This window comes from Gemmatimonadota bacterium (assembly GCA_040882465.1).
Lineage (GTDB): Bacteria > Gemmatimonadota > Gemmatimonadetes > Longimicrobiales > Gaopeijiaceae > JBBEBG01.
In genome coordinates this window covers 73,357-93,356 of the sequence record JBBEBG010000009.1, presented here as the reverse complement: position 1 = coordinate 93,356, position 20,000 = coordinate 73,357, and the positions used below count along the sequence as shown (strand labels likewise).

The 20,000-nt window shown below is 66.8% G+C and carries 17 protein-coding genes; 13 read left to right on the top strand and 4 right to left on the bottom strand.

The genetic code is table 11. The annotated features are described in order from the left end of the window. Window positions 1-112: 112 nt before the first annotated feature. The gene (locus tag WEG36_03365; protein ID MEX1256639.1) at window positions 113-1,558 is read left to right on the top strand and encodes a hypothetical protein; all 1,446 of its coding nucleotides are present in this window, start codon (window positions 113-115) and stop codon (window positions 1,556-1,558) included. Here the strand turns inward: WEG36_03365 and WEG36_03360 are convergent. Next, entirely contained in the window at window positions 1,555-3,444 is a 1,890-nt protein-coding gene (locus tag WEG36_03360) for a class I SAM-dependent methyltransferase (protein MEX1256638.1), read from the bottom strand. The genes WEG36_03365 and WEG36_03360 overlap by 4 nt on opposite strands. A 222-nt stretch (window positions 3,445-3,666) precedes the next feature. Here WEG36_03360 and WEG36_03355 point away from each other — a divergent pair, with 222 nt between their 5' ends. From WEG36_03355 to WEG36_03345, 3 genes are all read left to right on the top strand, one after another. Then, window positions 3,667-6,810 (top strand): transglycosylase domain-containing protein, encoded by a 3,144-nt coding sequence (locus tag WEG36_03355; GenBank protein ID MEX1256637.1) that lies wholly within the window; start codon window positions 3,667-3,669, stop codon window positions 6,808-6,810. Window positions 6,811-6,930: 120 nt separating this feature from the next. Continuing rightward, window positions 6,931-8,103, top strand: a complete 1,173-nt coding sequence (locus tag WEG36_03350; protein ID MEX1256636.1) for a fumarylacetoacetate hydrolase family protein — start codon at window positions 6,931-6,933, stop codon at window positions 8,101-8,103. Between the two features lie 109 nt (window positions 8,104-8,212). Continuing rightward, entirely contained in the window at window positions 8,213-8,683 is a 471-nt protein-coding gene (locus WEG36_03345; GenBank protein ID MEX1256635.1) for a MaoC family dehydratase, read from the top strand. Between the two features lie 16 nt (window positions 8,684-8,699). Here WEG36_03345 and WEG36_03340 read toward each other — a convergent pair whose 3' ends face one another. Both WEG36_03340 and WEG36_03335 read right to left on the bottom strand, forming a co-directional pair. Continuing rightward, window positions 8,700-9,632, bottom strand: a complete 933-nt coding sequence (locus WEG36_03340; GenBank protein MEX1256634.1) for a cyanophycinase — start codon at window positions 9,630-9,632, stop codon at window positions 8,700-8,702. Beyond that, window positions 9,629-10,213 carry a NifU family protein gene (locus WEG36_03335; protein MEX1256633.1) on the bottom strand — a complete coding sequence of 195 codons (585 nt, stop codon included), beginning with the start codon at window positions 10,211-10,213 and terminating at the stop codon, window positions 9,629-9,631. Before WEG36_03335 ends, WEG36_03340 begins: the two co-directional genes overlap by 4 nt. 286 nt (window positions 10,214-10,499) lie before the next feature. On the opposite strand from WEG36_03335, the gene WEG36_03330 reads away from it, so the two are divergent. The 9 genes from WEG36_03330 to WEG36_03290 all read left to right on the top strand — a co-directional run bounded on the left by WEG36_03330 (window position 10,500) and on the right by WEG36_03290 (window position 19,173). Beyond that, entirely contained in the window at window positions 10,500-11,834 is a 1,335-nt protein-coding gene (locus WEG36_03330; GenBank protein MEX1256632.1) for a glycine--tRNA ligase, read from the top strand. Between the two features lie 99 nt (window positions 11,835-11,933). Further along, the gene (locus WEG36_03325; protein ID MEX1256631.1) at window positions 11,934-13,448 is read left to right on the top strand and encodes a sodium-dependent transporter; all 1,515 of its coding nucleotides are present in this window, start codon (window positions 11,934-11,936) and stop codon (window positions 13,446-13,448) included. After that, window positions 13,445-14,323, top strand: a complete 879-nt coding sequence (locus tag WEG36_03320) for a hypothetical protein (GenBank protein ID MEX1256630.1) — start codon at window positions 13,445-13,447, stop codon at window positions 14,321-14,323. The genes WEG36_03325 and WEG36_03320 overlap by 4 nt, the downstream gene beginning before the upstream one ends. Next, window positions 14,320-15,174 carry a hypothetical protein gene (locus tag WEG36_03315; protein MEX1256629.1) on the top strand — a complete coding sequence of 285 codons (855 nt, stop codon included), beginning with the start codon at window positions 14,320-14,322 and terminating at the stop codon, window positions 15,172-15,174. The genes WEG36_03320 and WEG36_03315 overlap by 4 nt, the downstream gene beginning before the upstream one ends. Before the next feature lie 8 nt (window positions 15,175-15,182). Further along, window positions 15,183-15,845, top strand: a complete 663-nt coding sequence (nth, locus tag WEG36_03310; GenBank protein ID MEX1256628.1) for an endonuclease III — start codon at window positions 15,183-15,185, stop codon at window positions 15,843-15,845. 47 nt (window positions 15,846-15,892) lie between these two features. Beyond that, window positions 15,893-16,459, top strand: coding sequence for an HD domain-containing protein (locus tag WEG36_03305; protein ID MEX1256627.1), 567 nt, complete (start codon window positions 15,893-15,895; stop codon window positions 16,457-16,459). Between the two features lie 8 nt (window positions 16,460-16,467). Further along, complete coding sequence (locus WEG36_03300) at window positions 16,468-18,567, top strand: M6 family metalloprotease domain-containing protein (protein MEX1256626.1); 2,100 nt, start codon at window positions 16,468-16,470, stop codon at window positions 18,565-18,567. Then, the gene (locus WEG36_03295; protein ID MEX1256625.1) at window positions 18,564-19,052 is read left to right on the top strand and encodes a hypothetical protein; all 489 of its coding nucleotides are present in this window, start codon (window positions 18,564-18,566) and stop codon (window positions 19,050-19,052) included. The genes WEG36_03300 and WEG36_03295 overlap by 4 nt, the downstream gene beginning before the upstream one ends. 10 nt (window positions 19,053-19,062) lie before the next feature. Next, complete coding sequence (locus WEG36_03290; protein ID MEX1256624.1) at window positions 19,063-19,173, top strand: MetS family NSS transporter small subunit; 111 nt, start codon at window positions 19,063-19,065, stop codon at window positions 19,171-19,173. Between the two features lie 78 nt (window positions 19,174-19,251). Here the strand turns inward: WEG36_03290 and WEG36_03285 are convergent, their stop codons facing one another. Beyond that, window positions 19,252-19,926: a lectin gene (locus WEG36_03285; protein MEX1256623.1), complete on the bottom strand. Its 675-nt coding sequence runs from the start codon at window positions 19,924-19,926 to the stop codon at window positions 19,252-19,254. Window positions 19,927-20,000: the final 74 nt, after the last annotated feature.

Below are 20,000 nucleotides of genomic sequence, written 5' to 3'. Positions count from 1 at the left end.
CCCCCCACGGCCCCGCGAACATGCTTCCGAACCGAGGTCCGTACCGGAGGGTGGGTCACCGGACGAACCTGCTGGACCCACCGGTTCTGGTCAGACCTCCTACGCACACTCGATGAGCGGGACCACTCCCACCGCCCGCTTTCGGATTCGGCTCGAAGACGGATCCGAGGTCCTCGTTTCTTCGGTCGAAGCGTTGGCGCGTCGCGTCCAGCGCGGGGATGTCGGTCCCAACACGCCTCTCTTCGACGGGAGTACGGGAGCCTGGAGCCGGGCAGGGGACGCGCCGGTCGTGCGCTTCATCCTGGAGGACATCGAGGCTGAAGGCGGTGAGCTCCCTCCCGGTTGGCAAGATCCTACAGTCTCCGCCCCGCCTGGCCTGGCGGCCGGAGCTATGGGGCGAGAGGGGCCCGACGCGGCACCGCTCGGCACCGTTGACCCCGATCGCGGTGGCGACGACCCGCTCGATTTCGGGATCACCGTCGTCCAGCCGCCCGCCGATCCCGCGGACCTCTTCCCATCCGCGCCCCATCCTCCCGAAAGAGTCGCGGACCCCAAGCCCACGCCGCTTCAAACTCGCGAGTGGCTCACGCATCCCGGAGCCGACGAGCTACATCCGGCCAGGCCCCAACCTCCTCCGCCGAGCGAACGCGGGGTCCGCCGCGCCGAGCCGGCAAGCCCTCTCGGGGATACAGTGCGCGCTCCGGCCGCTCCGCGCCCGAGCGCGGGGCGCCCGCGGGAAGAATCTTCCGTCCGGAGGGGGCCGCGGCCGGTCCTCTTCGTCGCGGTGGCGGGGGCGGTACTTTTCGCCGGAGTACTTCTCTTCTGGGATGGTTCGGGAGACGGCGACTCATCCGAGGATGCCTTTGCCGGACGTGGAGGAATAAACGGGCAAAGCCTCGTCTCGGTGCAGGCGGCCGCGGCGAGCCAGGCGCCGCCGCCCGCCGAGCTCGCTCCCGATGCCGCGCGCGCCCTCGACGTGTTCGCCCTGCGGATCCAGAACGCCGTGGACTCGCTTCGCGCCGCCCACGGAATCGGAGGTGCACCGCCCCCGCAATGGCTCGGCGGACCTTATCTGGCCGACGCCGGCGACTACGCCGAGGTCCGGAGCTTCTGGGAGGGATACATCCGTCTGGTGGGCGACCTACGCGCGCTCGACCGCGCGATCTTCCTTTCCGTGGTGGACGAGGCCGCGGCGCGGATGGGCGACCGCCCCGCGGACGCGGGTCAGCTCCGCGACTATCTCGCCGGGCGCTACCTGGGGATGGAACCGAGTCGCGGGGGGCGTGCGGCACAACTCATCGAAGCCGCCGAACATGCCGTCGCGCTCCATGACTTCCTCGTGACAGCTTCGGCGGAGTTGCGCTACACGCCCGCGCTCGGTGCCGCGGTGCCGCGCGACCCGGTGCTCGAGGTGGGGACGGACAATCCGGCAGTCCTCCAGGCGCTCAACGATCATCTCGACCGCCTTTTCGACGCGCTCGACCGATCGCGGGGTGGGGGGGCTCTCTCTCAGGGCGGACTGCGCGAGGATCTCTTCCTGGGCTTCGGCGTCCTTTAGGGAAGGGGCGCGGGAGCCCCGCGCACGCCGCGCGGCCGCAGCACGAAGAGGTGGTGACGGTGTCCGACTCGGTTGAGACGCCGGGATTCCAGCACTTCCGCGCCAGCCTCCGAGAACGCTCCGAGCCAGCTGCCGACGGTTCTGAAGTGGAGCGTCGCGCCGCCTCCGGCTTCTTTGGTCTCCATCCCTCTCCCGCGGTTCGCCCAACGGTCGGCCACCTCCAGCGCGTTCCTCTCCCAACCCCATCGGTAGGTGGATTCCGTGACGAGGACTCGCTTCCGGGCGACCCGGAGCGCTTCGGCGAGGACGCGGTCGGGGTTCTCGGCGTGATGCAGGGCGAGGGAAAGGAGAACCGTATCCACCGCGCCGTCGCGCAGTGGCACGCGCGACCCGTCGTACACGACGCCGGGGAGGGGAACCTGAAACGAAGGACGCACGTCCATGAGGTAGATCGTCCGATCCGCGCGGCGAAGTTCGGCCGCCACGTAACCTTCTCCCGCACCGAGATCGAGAAGGCTTCCGTCCTGAAGGACGTCTTCGAGTTGCCGCGCCTTCCTCCGGCCGGCCCACCGGAGGAGCCGGTCCCGGATCGCGCCCTCGAGATCGCGCACCAAAAAAAGCGCGACGCCTCCCCAGAAAATCGCCGTCAGAACGCCATGCGGCCCGCCGGCATAAGTGAAGTAGGTGAGAAATGCCGCCCACGATGCCCAGAGCCAGGGGCCGCGAATGAAGGAAGTGAGGGGGACGAGCGCGAGTCCCCAGCCGAGGTACCAGGGATGGACCGTCGTGGCGGTCGCGAGATAGAGGCCGAAGAGGAGGAGCGCCCCCTGAAACCAGTCCTCCGCGCCGCGGACCGGCCAACGAAGGGAGACGAGGAGTGCGATCCCCAGGAAGAGCCATCGCAGTAACGGCCCGATCGTCCGGCCGTAATCCTCGCCGGTGAAGGCGCGCACCACCTCCTGCGCGAGAAGGTAGAGTCCCCCGTTGAATTCGAAGAGGCGAACGTAAAGGTCGAGGGAGGATATGACGCCCGCGAGCGCGCCCGGAGCGATAACGGGAAGAGCGAGCGCCAGGGCGAGCAGCGCCGCCGGCCAGGCGTCCCCGAGCGCCCGTCCACTTCCCCCGGCCTCCTTGAGCCGCCGGAAGAGGAGCGGTGCGAGAACGATCGGCACTCCCTTCGATGCGGCGGCGAGGACGAGGCCGCACCAGGCCGTCTTCCCCCGGCCGGACGCGACGCCAAAGGCGAGGAGGCCGAGGGCCGCCGTCAGCCCGCCCTCCGTGTGTCCACTTCCCGCGATCGTGACAAGGACGAGCGGATTCCAGGCGTAGAGCGCGAGCGACGCACACTCCCGCCCCAGCGCCCGAAGAGCGAAAAAGATCCCCGCGATCCCCGCCACCTCGAGGGCAAGGAAACCGCCCTTTACGACATACGCGGCGGCGGGCCATCCGAGGTGTTCGTACGCGGCGCCACCCGCGAAAAAGACGACCTGAGAGAGGGGCGGATAAACCGAGTGGTAGGCGGCCGAGTTCAGCGCCAGGTAGAGGGGCGATCCCTGCCAGGCCGCGAGCGCGGGATCGGCGGGCGGGTACAGATAGGGATTCATTCCCGAGAAGGACAACCACCCATCCCAGACGTATCGAAAAAGATCGTCCGAGAGGTCGGGGAGCGCGGGGAAAAGGGTGACTCGGAGGAGAACCGCGCCTCCGAGAAGGACACGAGGATCGTCGAGGTAGGCGCGATGGCGCCGCCAGAGGTGGAGGAGGGCGAGGAAGGCGGATGTATACGCGACGGTGGCGGGCCAAAGGGTCGCGCGATCGGGTCCGAGCGCCGCGAGAACCGCGACGGACCCCCAGAGGAGGAGGGCGAAGGTGTGAGGGGAGCGCACGGCGGGATCCTACCTGCTGGTCCCCGACCCTGCCAGGGTCCGAGATGCGGGAGATCTTTCCGGTCGAAGCGGCTCATCCGCGCTCGGAATTCCCGGCGGTTCGCCGTCGCTTGACCTCGCCCATGTACTTGTTCGAGCTTGCTCGTTGAAGAGAGCTTTCGCTTCCGGTTCCGATCCTGACGCGGGGGGCGACGGCGGACCCGGGGGTTCGATTGGAGTGAGATGACGCGCTGGCGCGGTGATGAAGAGCCGGCCCGCGGGGGCCGGTTTCCCCGCTGGGCCCTCGTTTCCCTTATTCTCGCGGTCCCCCTCTTGCTCCTGGCGGTGGCAGCGTGGTGGGAGATGAGGACCTCCACGCTCCAGGCGCGGTGGCTCGCGCCCCTCGCGGCCGAGCTGACCTGGGCCGTAGAGGAGGGCCCTTCGCCCCGCATCGTATTTCCCGGTGAAGGACCTTACGACCGGCGCCTCGGCTACGCTGCCCTCCCCGGGATGATCCGGGGCGCGGAGAGCCGGGGATTCGGGGTCGTCGAGCAGGCGCGGGTCTCGGAGCGCTTCGCGGAAATGGTCGAGGTCCACGACCTCTTCCCGATCTACGGAGAGAAATCGCGCGCGGGGCTCACCGTCTTGGACCGAAACGGCGGGCCGCTCTTTTCCGAGCCCTACCCGGCGCGTGTCTTTCCTTCGTTCGAAGCGATCCCGCCGATCGTTTGGCAGACCCTTCTCTTCATCGAGAATCGGACGATCCTCGACCCCGACCGTCCGAAGCAAAATCCGGCGGTGGAGTGGTCGCGCCTGATTCGAAGCGTCTTCGAGCTCGGGCTGCGTTTCCTCGGGCGTGAGGGGAACGTCGCCGGGGCGAGCACACTCGCGACGCAGCTCGAGAAGTTTCGCCATGCCCCGGACGGGCTCACCGAATCCCCTCGCGATAAGCTGGTCCAGATGGCGAGCGCCTCGCTCCGCGGGTATCTCGGAGGGGAGGAGACCCTCCCCGCACGCCGAAAAATCGTCCTCGACTACCTGAACTCCGTTCCCCTCGCGGCACAGCGCGGGGAAGGTGAGGTGACTGGCCTCGGAGACGGGCTCTGGGCTTGGTACGGAAGGGAGTTTGCGGAGGCGAACCGGCTGCTCGCGGCTGTCGAGCCCGGTGGGAGCCCGCTCCTTCCGGATCCGGCACGCGTGTTCCCTCCGGGTGCCTCGGCGGCCGCCACCTTCTGGGATGGGCCGAACGGCGAGCGGGGCGTGCCGCCCATCTCGGAGAGCGGAGCGGCCTACCGAGAGGTCCTGAGCCTCCTCATCGCCCAGCGTCGCCCGAGTTATTACCTCACGCAGGGGGAGGGACGCGAAGCGCTCGCACAAGCGACCGATCAGTACATCGGTCTCCTCGAAAGCGAGGGGGTGATCCCAAGGGCGCTCGCGGCGGCGGCGCTCGAGGCCGCGAGCGAGGTCCGTTCGCTCACAGTGGAGCGCCCGCCCGTTTCCTTCGTGGACAGGAAGGGGGTCAACGCCGTGCGAACCCAACTCCTCGGCCTCCTCGGGGTCCCGCGCCTGTACGATCTCGACCGGCTCGATCTCACTGTGAGGACGACGCTCGATGGCGACGCCCAGCGCGCTGCGACGGACTTCCTCGTGGCGCTCTCCGATCCGAATTTCGTTCGCGAGGGAGGATTCGACGGCCCGCGGCTTCTCGACCGCGGCGAGCCGGAGCTCGTCGTGTATTCTTTGGTTCTGCACGAGCGGACGGATCGGGGAAACCTCGTGCGGATTCAGACGGACAACCTCGACGCGCCCTTCAACCTGAATGAGTCGGCGCGGCTGGAGCTCGGCTCGACCGCGAAGCTGCGTACGCTCGCGAGTTATCTGGAAGTCGTCGCAGAGCTGTACGGCAGTTATGAATCGTTGACGCCGGACTCACTCCGCGCGCTCCCACTTTCTCCGAATGACGGGTTGGCCCTCTGGGCTCGCGCCCAGATCCTCGGAGAGCCGGAGGTGGATCTCACGACGTTTCTCCGACGGGCCATGGGCCGCACCTATTCCGCGAATCCTTCCCAGCGATTCGTGACAGGGGGAGGGGTGCAGACCTTCTCGAACTTCGACGACACCTACGACGCGCGCTCCCTCACCGTGACGGAGGGATTCCGGCAATCGGTGAACCTCGTCTTCGTGCGGGTGATGAGAGACGTGGTGAACCACTACGTCTACCGGGTGCCCGGATCGACGGCATACGTGCTCGAAGAGCCGGATTCGCCGCTGCGGCAGGATTATCTGGAGCGCTTCGCGGACCGCGAGGGGATCCAATTCCTGAATCAGTTCATCCCCAAGTTCCAGGGAAAGTCACGGAGCGAGATCCTGCAGGCGCTCGTGGCCGACCGGCGGCTCACCCCGCAGAGAATCGCCTGGGTCTACCGCGCCGTCGCGCCCAATCCGACGCCCGATGAATTCGAGTTCCTCCTGCGCGCGAATCAGCCCGAGTCGGAATTCAGCGTCGCGACGGTCGCGGACCTGTACGCGCGTGCGAATCCGGAGGGCCAGCTCCTCGCGGATCTCGGATTCCTCGCCTCCGTGCATCCACTCGAGCTATGGGCAGCGCGGCACCTTATCGTGAACCCCGAGGCGACGCGGACCGAGCTGATTGCGGCAAGCGAGACGGCGCGGCAGGACGTATACGCCTGGCTTTTCCGGACGAACCGCCAGAGCGCCCAGGACCAGCGAATCCGCTCCCTCCTCGAGGTCGAAGCGTTCACCGAAATCCTCGCCGGGTGGCGGCGCCTCGGGTACCCGTTCGAGAACATCGTTCCCTCGCTCGGCACCTCGATTGGGAGCTCGGGTGACCGCCCCGCCGCGCTCGGGGAGCTCGTGGGAATCATCCTGAACGGCGGAGTCCGGCTTCCGACCTACCGGCTCGAGGAGCTTCACTTCGCCGAAGGGACTCCCTTCGAGACGCGGATGCTTCGCGAAGGTTCCGAAGGAGAGCGTGTGATGGCGACCGAAGTGGCCGCGATCCTCCGCGAAGCGATGGTGGATGTAGTGGAGGAAGGCACCGCGCGCCGGATGCGGGGCGCCATCGTGGGCCCGGACGGGGTCCCACTCGTCGTCGGTGGGAAAACGGGGACCGGAGACAATCGCTACCGGGTCTTTGCCCCGGGAGGACGGTTGATCGAGTCGCGGAGCGTGAACCGGACCTCGACCTTCGTCTTTTTTATCGGGGATCGGTACTACGGGGTCATCACCGCATATGTCCCAGGAGAAGACGCGGACCGCTACTGGTTTACGAGCGCACTTCCCACACAGATCCTTCGTGCCCTCGCGCCCGCCGTGCAGGGATTGATGGAGGAGGAAATGGTGGAGGCCGAAGCGCCGGCGAGCTGAGGGGGCACTCACGACGGGATGCCACGGAATCCGGTTTTTCTTGACAGCCAGTTGGGTTGGCTCGACCATGCGAACTGAACCCACCGCCGCACCTGTCCAACAAATCAGACGGGGGACACCATGCCCAAGTCCACCTTCTCTTTCGTCCGCGGCCTCCAGGCCGTAGCTCTGATTGCTGCCGCGCTGGTCCCGGCGAAAGTCTCCTCTCAAGCCATGCAAAGCGTCGAGCCCTTCAAGGTCGGCACCTTCGAAATCGGGGGGGAGCCGACGGTCGGGCTGGTGCTCCGCGACGCCCTCATCGTGGATATCGCGGGCGCCAACCGGAACCTGCAGCGGGATCCCGACTTCGTCCGGATTCCGATGCCCGACAACATGTTGGACCTGATTGGGCAGTACGAGTACGGACTCAAGTTCCGGCTCTACGAGATTGTCAATCATCTCGTGGCGGAGGGGCAGCTCGACGCGAACCCCCGCCCCGCGTATATCCACGCCGTGGAAGACGTGCGGATCATGGCGCCGATCCAGTACCCGAGCAAAATCATGAACGCGGCGGTGAACTTCTACACACACGCATGCGAGGGATGTACACCGGAAGAGCTCCAGGCCCGCACCCTGGAGCGCCAACAGAACCGCGGCGTGCCTTATCTCTTTCTCAAGCCGACGAGAGGCGCGATCATCGGCGCCGGCGACAACATCGTCATTCCATACGGGCGCGACCGCACCGACTGGGAAGTCGAGCTCGCGACCGTGATCGGGCGGCCAGCGAAGTACGTCTCCGCCGCCGAGGCGGAGGACTATGTCTTCGGATACATGGTTTCGATCGACGTCTCGGACCGCGGTGGCCGTCCCCCGGGGGGGTATTCGTCCGGATCGGACTGGTTCGTCGGGAAGGGTCACGACACCTTCGCGCCCCAAGGGCCCTGGATCGTCCCGAAAGAATTCTATGGAGATCCGATGGAACGGCTGCACCAGCTCCTCACGATCGACGGGGTGGTCGTCCAGGAGGCGAGAGCGGGAGACATGATCCACTCCCTTTGGGAGCTGATGGAGTATGCGTCGTCGCTCATCACCCTTTACCCCGGCGATGTACTGAACAGCGGGACCTCCGGCGGCACCGCATCCGGCGCCTTCGCGCAGGACACGCGGAGTGGCTACCTCCAGCCCGGAGAGACGATCGAGGCCACCATCTCGGGAATCGGCACTCTCCGGATGCCCGTCGTGGCCGAAGAGTCCGTTCCCGCAGACCTCACGGGAGCTCAGCTCCCGCCGGTCTCCAGCTACCGGGGGAACTGATCCCCCGCCCTTCGCGGGAGTGGCATCGGGGCGCCGGCCGGATCTTTCAGGCCGGCGCCCCGATTTTTAGTGTTTCGTGAGCCCCCACCTACTCCATGAGAGATGATGTATGTCCAAGGAGATCGTGCTGGAACAGCTCCGGCCCCAAGTCGGTCGGGAAACCCTCGTCAGCGACTGGGCCACGGTGGACCAGTCGCGCATCGATCTCTTCGCGGAGGCGACCGGCGACCACCAGTGGATTCATGTGGATGTGGAGCGCGCCAAACGCGAGTCACCCTACAAGTCGCCCATCGCACACGGCTTCCTGACCCTCTCCATGCTTCCCATGCTGACGTCCGCGGGGATCGGCGCCCAACCACCCCTTCCGGGCGTGAGGCTGAGCGTGAATTACGGGCTCAACCGGGTGCGCTTTCCTGCGCCCGTGAAGGCCGGGGCGCGGATCCGGGCGCGAAGCACGCTGAAGGAAGTCGCCGAGGTCGCCGGCGGATTGCAGATCGTGCGGGAAGTTACCGTGGAGATCGAAGGAGGCGACAAGCCCGCTTGCGTGGCTGAAACGGTGAGTCGGCTGTACTTCGAGTAGCCGGCATCCTTGTCTCTCAGTGCGATGCCGCCGCCGCCCCTGCGGTCTCCAGGTTCACATCACCTGTGAGCGGGATTCGCTTCAATAAGTCGAAGAGGTCTCCGCCCTCGAGCAATTCTCGCCGCCGCTCCGGTCCGGTGGCGTCGTAGAAGATGACCTGGCTCGTCCCGAGCACCTCGGCCACATCCCCCTGGACGACGACGGCGGTCCCTTCGTCCACGCCGATGCCTAGGAGTTCGGGACGGAGATCCAGGACCGACCAGAGGTCCTCCTGGCGGCCGCGCGCGAGGAGGTGTTGGTCCACGGCCGCGCGGTCGAGGAACCCGAATCCGGTTCGGTACTCGGCGGACATGACCCGCTCGTTTGTCTCCGGGTCCCCGCGGACGAGGAAGGAGGCCAGGATCGAGGCGCCCGCCGAGCTTCCTCCGACGATCCCGCCCCGTTGGAGAACTTCGAAGAGCGCCTCCTGCACGCGCGTGTCCAGATACGCCTCCACGAGGCGGTGCTGGCGCCCCCCCGAAATCCAGACTCCGGTGGCCTCCCGCAGCGGGGCGACGAAGGACTCCGAATCGGCGAGGGTGCGATCGCGGGTGTGGAGGACGACGACGGAGGTGGCGCCCGCGTCCGAGAGCGCGCGGAGGACCGTCGGATCTCCCGCGAACTCTTCGTCCGTCGCAGCGGTGGGAATCAGGACGATGCGGGAGGCTTCACCACCCGCCTCGTCGACGAAGCGCGCCCAGATCTCGGGTCCGAGGGTCCCTCCGCCCGCGGCGAGGACGACTCCCTCGAGGGGGCCGACCCGGGGCACCGCGAGGGCGGCGGTCGTCTCCTGTGCCCCCGCCCATGCGGGCGAGAGGAGAAGGGCCGCCGCGAGGAGGGCGGCAACGCGCGCCGCGGGGCGCCGTCCCGGATGATCGGGAGGCAGGGAAGCGCGTTGCCGGAGCTTCACTCGGAAAAGTAGGGGTTCTCGCCGGAGGCGTGGTCGGTGACGTCGTGGATCGCGGTGATCTCTGGGATCGCCTGGCGAATCGTGCGTTCGACGCCCTGCCGCAGAGTCATCCGGGACATCGCACATCCCTGGCACCCCCCGGTCATCTCCATGTAGATCTCCGTTCCCTTCACGTCCCGGAGCTCGATCCGCCCGCCATGGGCCGCGATCGCCGGATTCACCTGTTCCTCCAGGATTGCCAGCACCTTTTCGGCGAAGGGGCCTTCGGGAAGCTTGCGGGTCGGTGCGACGCGGGCCGGCGTGATCTCGAAGCCGCTTTCGTTCACCCGCTCGACGAAGTCCACCGTGGCCTCTCCGAGCCTCTCCGCGCTCTCCGAATCTACGAGGACGGTGAAGCCGCCTCCGTCCACCGTCAGATCGGATTCTCCCCGGTCGCCGTCTTCCACGAGCGTCATCTCGAATGAGGGGGCCATCGGGCTCCCCCCCTGGCTCACATGGATTCGGAGGGCCTTGAGTTCCTCGCCCCCCTGATCCATGAACTCGAGCACCATCTCGCGGGCCTTATCTGTAAAGGTCAGCACGCCTCGTCGCTCCTCTCGGGCCCCCGGGTGGGGGCGGGAATCCTGCGAAGTCACGGTGTGCGGCCGATCCCTGGCCGTACCCGCCAATCCTATTTCTACCCTGCTCTCCGCCTCCGGTTCGGCCTCGTGGTGCGATCCTCCCCGGCCGGTTGCTCGGGTTTCGCCCCCTCTCTATGATTACCTCCCATGGGCAGGTCGCGCGACCTGCCAGACTTCCCCCGGGTCCCGGACCTCGTCGCTCCCGGGACCCGCATTCGTTCAGACCCCAGGAGCTCGAAGCACTCAGATGGCGGATCTCGATGTGATGGAAAAGCTCGTGTCGCTCGCCAAGCGCCGCGGGTTCGTCTTCCAATCTTCTGAAATCTATGGCGGAACGGGCTCCGTGTGGGACTACGGCCCGCTCGGGATCGAGCTCAAGCGCAACGTGAAAGAGGCCTGGTGGAGCCGAATGGTCCTCCAGCGCGAGGACGTCGAAGGCCTCGACGCCGCGATCCTCATGCACCCCAGGGTCTGGGAGGCCTCCGGCCATGTCGAAGGGTTTACCGACCCTCTCGTGGAGTGCAAGGTCTGCAAGAAACGGTTTCGCGAGGACCAGCTGGAGTCGAGTGAGTGTGGGAACAAGCCTTCGGTCGGCCCGGGGAAAGACGCACAGTGCCAGCTCAGCGAGGCGCGCCTCTTCAACCTGATGTTCAAGACCTTCATGGGACCGGTGGAGTCGGATTCCTCCGTGGTTTATCTCCGGCCCGAGACGGCGCAGGGCTCCTACGTGAACTTCCTGAATGTCCAGACGGCGGCGCGCCAGAAGGTCCCCTTCGGGATCGCGCAAATTGGAAAGGCGTTTCGGAACGAGATCACTCCGGGGAACTTCATCTTCCGGACGCGCGAGTTCGAGCAGGCGGAAATGCAGTTCTTCGTCGAGCCCGGCACTGACGAGGAGTGGTTCGAGAAGTGGCTCGTGGAGCGGCAGGACTGGCACAAGTCCCTCGGCGTGAAGCCGGAGAATCTGCGCCTGCATGAACACGGCCCCGACGAGCTCGCACACTACGCGAAAAAAGCGGTGGACATCCAGTATCAGTTTCCCTTCGGTTGGAAGGAGCTGGAAGGGGTGCACAACCGCACCGACTTCGACCTGGGCCGCCACGAGCAGTATTCGGGGAAGCGATTGGAATACATCGATTCGGGTGAGGGAAAGCGATTCGTTCCCTACGTCGTCGAAACCGCAGTGGGGGTGGATCGGACGGTCCTCATGCTCCTCTGCGACGCGTACCGCGAGGATGAGGTGGAAGGGGAGACGCGCGTCGTACTCGGATTCTCCCCTCGCATGGCCCCGGTGAAAGCGGCCGTCTTTCCCCTAGTGAAAAAGGACGGGCTCCCCGAAATCGCGCATGGAATCGTGAAGGAGCTCCGCGCCGCGGCGATCCCCGCCTTCTACGACGAGTCGGGTTCTATCGGGCGCCGCTACCGCCGCCAGGACGAGGCGGGGACCCCCTGGTGCGTGACCGTGGACGGACAAACGAGCGCGGATGGGTCGGTTACGATTCGCGACCGGGATTCGCTCGAGCAGGTGCGCGTGGATGGCTCGAAGGTCCGCGAGTGGATCACGGAGAGGCTGAGCGGGTGAGGGGCCGGGGCGGCGGAGCGCAGGGCACCCCGGCGGGCTTCCCCGGATGCCGCCGCCCTCGACCTCCGGCGAGCCGCGACCGGCAGAGGGCATAGGACCGTGAGCGCCGGGGGAGTGGGCGGAGGGGTCGGAGGCGGCCTCAGCGGGGCGGGGTCGGGATCCGGTGGCGCGTCGGGTGCGCGATCCCCCTCGTCCGTCTTCACGACCCGGTGGGGAATGCTTCTCGCCATGATGGGGATGGCGGTCGGAACGGGGAATGTCTGGCGTTTCCCCCGCATCGCGGCAACCCAGGGCGGGGGATCGTTCCTCGTGGCGTGGATCGTCTTCCTCCTCCTCTGGTCCGTTCCCCTCCTCATTCTCGAGTTCGGCCTTGGGAAGGGGACCCGTTCGGGCCCGATCGGGGCCTTCGTGAAGACGCTCGGTCCGAAGTTCGGATGGATGGGCGCGTGGATTGCCTGGACCGCGACCGCGATCATGTTCTACTACTCGGTCGTGATGGGATGGACGCTCCGATTTCTCGCAGCTGCGGTGTTCGGCGAGGTTCCCTCCGACCCCCCCGGCGCGCTCTGGGAGACGTACGCGGGGAGTCCCGCAGCGCTCGTCACACACGCGATCGCGATGGGGATCGGTGTCTTCGTCGTCTCGAAAGGGGTTCGCGGGATCGAGAAGGCCGCGCGCATCCTGATCCCCTCTCTCCTGATCCTCCTGGTCGTCCTTGCCATCCGAGCGATCACCCTTCCAGGGGCGTCCGCGGGGCTGGCCTTCCTCTTCACGCCCGACTGGTCCCGCCTGGCGACACCCGATATCTGGCTCCAGGCGCTCACGCAGAATGCCTGGGACACGGGCGCCGGATGGGGACTCGTCCTCTGTTACGCGATTTACATGCGGAGCCGCGAGGACACGGCGCTGAACGCCTTCGTCATCGGATTCGGGAACAACGCGGTCTCGCTCCTCGCGGGGATCATGGTCCTCTGCACCGTCTTCTCCGCGATGCCGGGTGCCGCCGACGAGATCGTGGGGGCGGGGAACACCGGGCTCACCTTCATCTGGGTCCCGCAGCTCTTCGCGACGATTCCTTTCGGGCGATTTTTCCTCGCCCTCTTTTTCCTCGCCCTCGTTTTCGCAGCCTGGACCTCGCTCATCGCGATGATCGAGTTGGCCTCCCGTGTTCTCGTAGATCTCGGGATCGAGCGGCGGAGAGCGATCGCGATCGTGGGGATTGCGGGCGTCCTCCTCGGGATTCCTTCCGCTCTCTCGAATGGATTCTTCGGAAACCAGGACTTCGTGTGGGGCGTGGGCCTCATGCTTTCCGGATTCTTCTTCGCCGTCGCCGTACTTCGTTACGGCGTGACCGAGTGGCGCGCGAAGTTCATCAACACGGAGAACTCCGACGTCCACATCGGAGCCTGGTGGGATTGGGCTATCCGGCTCGTGGCCGTGCAGGCGATCGTGCTCATCGTCTGGTGGCTCTGGCAGGTGCGCGGTGCGGACTTCGCCGGCAACTGGAATCCCTTCGCCGTCGAAAACATCGGAACCGTTCTCGTGCAGTGGGGGATCGTCCTCGTGGTCCTGATCGCCTTCAACGGAGCACTGGCAAGGCGGACGCGGGTGTGACCTTCGAAGAATTCGAGGCCGAGGCCCATCGGATGTGGGATGAGATCCCCGCCGAGTACAAAGAGGGGATTGACGGAATCGTCGTGAAGCGCGCCGCGGAGGCGCACCCGGACCACGACGACTACTACACGATGGGGATGTGCTTCACCGAACCCTACCCGTCGGATTACGGTGGACCGGAAACGACTCGCTCGATCCTCGCCCTCTATTACGGTTCCTTCCGAAAGATCGCGAAAGGCGATCCGGACTTCCCCTGGCGCGAGGAGCTCTGGGAGACGATCACGCATGAGCTCCGGCATCACCTCGAATTCCTCGCGGACGACGACGCTCTCGACGGAGTGGACTACGCTCTCGAGGAAAGCTATAAGCGGGAGAAGGGACTCGACTTCGACCCCTGGTACTACCAGCGCGGGATTCCGCTCAGCGCGAGAGTCTTCCGGGTTGAATACGACGTCTACGTCGAAGAGCGGTGGCGGGAGGAAGCGTTTCAGAAGGCCGAGGTGATCGAGTTCGATTGGGACGGAGGGCGGTGGACGATTCCCCGCCCGGAGGCGCTCGGCGACCTCCACTATATCTTCGTGGAGGCGGTCGAGACCGGCGGCGGGTGGCTCCAGATCGTCCTGGTTCGCGAGGTCCCCTTCTTCGAGCAGCTTCGGCATCTCTGGAAAAAATCGTCTCCGGAGCTCCTCGAGTCCGAAGCAATCGCCACACGTGTAGGGGAGGCGCCCGGCTCCCCCGGAGCCGACGATGGCCGGCCGGGGAGCGGGGGGGGAGGGCCGCCGCGTCGAGCCGGAGACGCACCGCCGGGCCCGCCGCGAGACGTCCCCGACGCGGGTGGGCCCGGGGAACGCCGGAAGGGCGGAGGGAAGTCGTGAACCGGCGTGATCTCTGGGCCCGGATGACCCCGTACGAAGTGGGCATTCCAGGGCGGGACTTCGCGGACAAGACCTTTGCCGCGATTCGGGAGGAGGCCGAGGTTCGGGGAGTGGACCCATCCGACCCCGGGGCCTTTTTCCAGCTCGGCGAGGTGGGCCGTGCGATCCGCGCGATCCAGGGGGAGGAGCGGGGAGGAGAGGTGATCGAGCGTTTTGGTGCATTTCTCTTTCATGCTTTCCACTTCCACCGCGCGGGGGAGCCGCTCTACCTCCTCGGAACAAAGACCGCGCGCGAGCTCGTGGAGCACCCCTCTCCATCCCTCCGGTGGGACGGGAGCCTTCCCACGGAGGCCGGATACCTGCAGCTCCCCCTCCATCTCTTCTGGTCGCGCTCTCTTCCGTCGGAGGGGCCGGCGGAGCCCCTGGACGGGCTCTTCTGGGCCCGTGGGTCGGCGGACACCCTCGCCCTCATGGTGGCGCTCGGAATCCGGGGGGACCGGCCCGGGATCTCCGTCGTCGAGCTTCCTCCACTTCCCCTGGGAGAGGCGGCGAACTGGGTGGGCGGAGGGACGCGGGAGCAAGGAAGCGACTTCGAGACGACGCTCCCCGGGGGAGAGCTGGACCGGCTGTATTCGGTGGTCACCCTGGGTGAGGTCCTGACCCTCGCGGCGCGGGTCTTCTCCACCCTCGCCGCCGATCCAGGTGCGATGGGAGAGGTCGAGCGTGCGCCCAAGCCGAACGGAGGCGGGCCCGCGGCCGAGGGAGCGCGGCCGAGCCTCCTCTCCTTCCGGCGTATCGGTGCTTCCGGGGACGAGCGTCCGCCCGAACCCCTCCCCCAATTGGACGCGTGACCGCCGCGATGGGTAGGAGAAAGGGAAGGGAGGGGAAGGCGGCTCGAAAGGAACGTGCGAGTCGAATTTTCGAGCTCCTGGCGGACGCGTATCCGGACGCCGCTTGCGCCCTCGCGCACCGGGACCCCTACCAACTCGCTGTCGCCACGATCCTCTCCGCACAGTGCACGGACGCGAGGGTCAATCAGGTCACTCCGGCGCTCTTCGCGCGTTTTCCCGACGCGCGTGCGCTCTCCCGAGCGGGCCAGGACGATCTGGAGGGGATAATCCGCTCGACCGGATTTTTCCGGAACAAGGCGAAAAACCTCATCGGGATGGCGCGGGAGGTCGTGGCGCGCCACGACGGAGAGATCCCGCGCACGATGGAGGAACTCTCCTCTCTTCCTGGGATCGGGCGGAAAACTGCCAACGTCATCCTGGGCAACGCGTTCGGCGTGGACGAGGGAATCGTCGTGGACACCCACGTGCGGCGCCTGTCGAATCGCCTCGAGCTCTCACCCCACTCCGACCCGGTCAAGATCGAGCGCGACCTCGTCGAGATTTTCCCTCGGGACCGGTGGACCCTTCTCCCGCATCTATTCATCTTTCACGGGAGGGCGGTGTGTGTGGCGCGCCGTCCGCGGTGTGACATCTGTGCGTTGGCGCCGGATTGCCCGTCGTCCCGTGTCTGAGAAGTCCGATTCCCGGTGGGAAATGGGAATCATCCCCAGGAGTGGCGATGCCCGACCGAAACGACGCCCTGGCCCTCCTGGACGAGTGGGTCGGGAATCCCGGCCTCCGAACCCATATGCGCGCCGTCGAAGCGGCCGTCCGCCACTACGCGCGCCAGAGAGGCGCGGATGAAGAGCTTTGGGGATTGGCGGGGCTCCTCCACGACCTCGACTGGGAGAGGCATCCCGACGATCATCCCCTGAAGGCCGTTGAGAAGCTCCGCGGCCTCGGATTTCCGGAGGAAGTACTCCACGCGATCCTGGCGCACCGCTCCGACTTCACCGGCGTCGGGCCCGAGACCGAGCTCGACCGCGTCCTCCGGGCCTGCGACGAGTTGTCCGGCCTCGTGGTGGCGTGTTGTCTTGTGCGGCCGAACGGAATTGACGACCTGACCCCGAAGTCCGTCACCAAGAAGCTCAAGGACAAGGCCTTCGCGGCGGGTGTGGACCGGGAGGAGGTGGAACGGGGAGTGGAGCTGATCGGAGTGGACCGGGCGACCCACATCCAGAACGTCATCGACGGCTTGCGGGCCCGGGCGGCGGACCTCGGGATCCGTGGGGAAGATGTAAGGTAAGAATGAGCATGCCCCTTCCCCGTTCCCGGTTCGGCCTCGTCCTCCTGGGGCCGCTTTTTCTCGCCGGTGGGCTCCCGCTGGCTGGGCAAGACATCGAGCTTCTCGGCGAGTATTACGGGACCCGTCCCCCCGACGCCTACTATGAGTTGATCCAGAGGGACCCCAGCGCCTTCCGGTTTTCACAGGAGGGACCGGCCCGCCTGGAACGGCTTCGAACTTCGTCCAACTTGCGGCAATTCGGGCCGGGGGCGCCGGGCGGGGTCATCGGGCTGGCGATCGGTCCCCGCGACGATCCGGTCGTCGGAGAGTTCCGGTTCCCCCTGATCCTCGGCCTCTTCTCAGACGGACCCCAGATAGGTCCTTTTCCGCCCGCCCAGATCCAGCAGGAATTCTTCGACGGGCCCAACTCCCGCGTCCAGACGATCCCGCAGCTCTACTCCGAGATGTCGCGCGGGCTCCTCCAGTTCAAGGGAACCACTTTCCCCTGGGTGCAGACCGGGTTGACGCGGCAGGCCGTGACGCAGAACGCCAACGGCCTCTCCCCCAGCCTCACGCCCGGCGTGGGCGTCGGTTCTTTCATCGAAGCGATCCTGGAAGAGCTCGACGACGGCTCGATCGACTGGAGTCAGTTCGACATGGACGGAGATGGGTACGTGGACTTCATCACCGTCATGCACCCGTACCGGGGTGGCGAGTGCCTCGGCGCGGACGGGCTTCACATCTGGTCCCATCGGTGGAGCCTCACGGGCGCCACCTCGAATCGCCTGGGCCAGGGCTTTGTCACCAGGACCCCGTACGAAGGGGGAGGCTTCATCCGCATCAACGATTACACGATCCAGGCGGTTCTGGACTGCACCTCGCCGGAGCCTTCCTCCCCGGGGCTTCTGATCAATCGCATCGGCGTTTTCGCCCACGAGCTCGGGCACGCTCTCGGCCTCCCCGATCTCTACAGCACCGGCGCCGCGAACGGCCAGATCTCGGGTTCGGGAATCTGGGATCTGATGGGAACCGGGGCCTGGGGGTGCGGGCGGGTGAACGACGCGGAGCGACCCTGCCACATGGGCGCATGGAGCAAGGCCGCGCTCGGGTGGGTGGACGTCGAGGAAATCGGTCCAGGAGAGGACCGGGTCGAGACGCTGGCGCCCGTCGAAATGGCGGGGCGCGTCCTCAAGATTCCGGCTTCGGACGGATCTCGCGAGTATCTCCTTCTCGAAAACCGCCAGCGGATCGGCTCCGACGTCCATCTTCTCGAGCCGGGGCTCCTCGTCTGGCATATCGATCCCGAAATGGTGGATCCTCGCTGGCCGCAAAACGCGGTCAACGCGGTCCCGTCCCGATTCGGTGTTTGGCTCCGGCAGGCGGACGGGAAAAACCACCTCGCCCTCGCGAGCGGCGGGCGCGGAGACGAAGGCGATCCTTTCCCTGGATGCATTCGGGACGACCACCTGAACCCCTCCCTCCCCTGCGTTCGCAATCCGGAGTTTCACATCGGCACCGTGCCCCGTGCCGTCACGCACGAGGGGCGTGCAATGGGAATCGCGCTGAGCGAGATCGAGCTTCTCGGCGCCGAGCCTCACGACGTCCGCTTCCGAGTGGACACCCAGTTCGGTTGGGATACGCTCTATGTGGACGCCGAGGTCGAGGCCGTCAAGGACGAAAACCTCTCCTTCGAAATCGCCGGTGCTCCGGCGGAGTCTCTCACCTGGCGGCTCGTCGGGGGATCGCTTCCGGCGGGGCTCACCTTCCAACCGAGCACCGGTCGCCTCCAGGGGTTGACGTTCGAGACCGGGAGCTTCGATTTCGTCCTCGGCGCCGCGAGCAGCCCGAATCAGGAGACGCACGTCGTGGTCGCCCTCGAGGTCGTCCCACCGGTCATCGCTCGGGACGAGCTCGTCGCCGAGTTTCTCGGATTGCCGAACACACTCTCCCTCCCGCTCCGGATCTACCTCGACGCGCAAGGAAACCAGAACGGCGGCTTCGCCGACTTAGGAGACATCCGCGCCTACCTCCAAGCGAATCCGGGAGCTCCGGAGAGCGCCGGCGTCTCGGCGTCGCCCTCCCGGATCATCGTGAGCCCCTGGAGTTCCCGGCGGAGGCTCGATCCATGATGCGGGGCACGCAACGCCCAGAAGGTGCTCTCGAACGCAGCGCCGGGCCGGGCGGCCGAGGTCGGGTCGGTCTGGCTCGCCTGCGGCGGGCGCGCGTCGGATTCGCGCGTTTGGGGATTGCGGCCCTCGTGGCCTCGGGCGCGGGCGCCTGCGACTCTGATTCGGACGGGAGCGGGCGGTACACCGTCGCTGTCGAGTGGGACGCGGACGTCGCCCCTCTCGGCGGCGCGCTCGTTTTCCTCGGCGCCCCGGGGATGGGCGCGGCCACCGCAGGGGGGGGAGAAATGATCTGGCAAAACACACCGCCGGGCGAGGAGGGAGGGTTGCGCGTCCTTCTGATTCACACCGGGGAACCCACTTCGCTCCAATTCACGATCGAGGCGGATGCGAGGCCCACGGCCACTTTGCTCAACCTCACGACCCAGGCGAACCTACCGCTCACGCCTGCGGAGGGATATCACGTGCGCGTCTTCCGTTCGCAATGAGGGCCCTCGCATGACCGTCGCCACCTGGGTCACGATGATCGTGATCGTTTCAATCGTCTGGGGAGGGTTCGCCTTTGCCCTCAGGACCGCCCTCCGGAAGGAATCCGAGAAGGGAGACTGACTCCCGGACCCGTTCCGGAGGTCCGAACATCACCGGCCCCTGCGGTTGCGCCGCCGCGGCCGGCATCGCCCGGTCCGGTCAGTCCGCCGCGAAGCAGTAAAAGAGCCCCGCCCCGCCGGTCGCCACCAAGTTTTCCTGCCCACATCCGTTGCTCGCATGCACCGCGTTCCACGAGGCGTTCGCTCCGCCGAGGCGGTCGTGGTGCCCGAGCATGGCCCGCCCTTCGGGGGCGTTACTCGTCCAGTTGTTGCAGGTCGTGACGGCCGCGGCGCCGAGGAGGAGCCGGCCGTGCGAGTCGGAGCCCGTGAGGATGTCGTGCTGGTTCGGCTGGTCCCCCACGCCGTTCACCTGCTCGCCCCGCTCGTTCAGCGCAGCCGGCTTTCGGATGTTGTTCGAGTCGCGCTGGTAGTCGCCGTGAAGGTCCGCGACGTCCCAGGCGATGCGCTGTCCGGACGCATTGAACCAGGGTCCGCTTCCGATCCGATCGCGCGCGTTCACGGGGGGCTGGCCCCCTGCCGCCGCCGCGCTCAGGTAGGCGCGCCAGGTGCGGTTCCCTGCGCCGGCCGCCTGCGCGAGCGCCTGGCAGTGGGCATCCGCCCCGGCCAGGCCGCCGAGGTTCGCGCCGTCCCCGAGCCCGACGCTCGTGATGAAAAATCCCATGGGCTGCTGCTGTTGCTGCGCGCTCACGGCCGCGGGGGCCAACAACAGGGCCGCGGCAATCGCCACGGCGAAGGTTTCGAATCGACGATTCATCGCTTCTCTCTCTCTCCTCTTCAGTCTGGATCGGTCCCCTGCCTCCGGAGCTCCGGAGCGCGGCGTGGATGGGC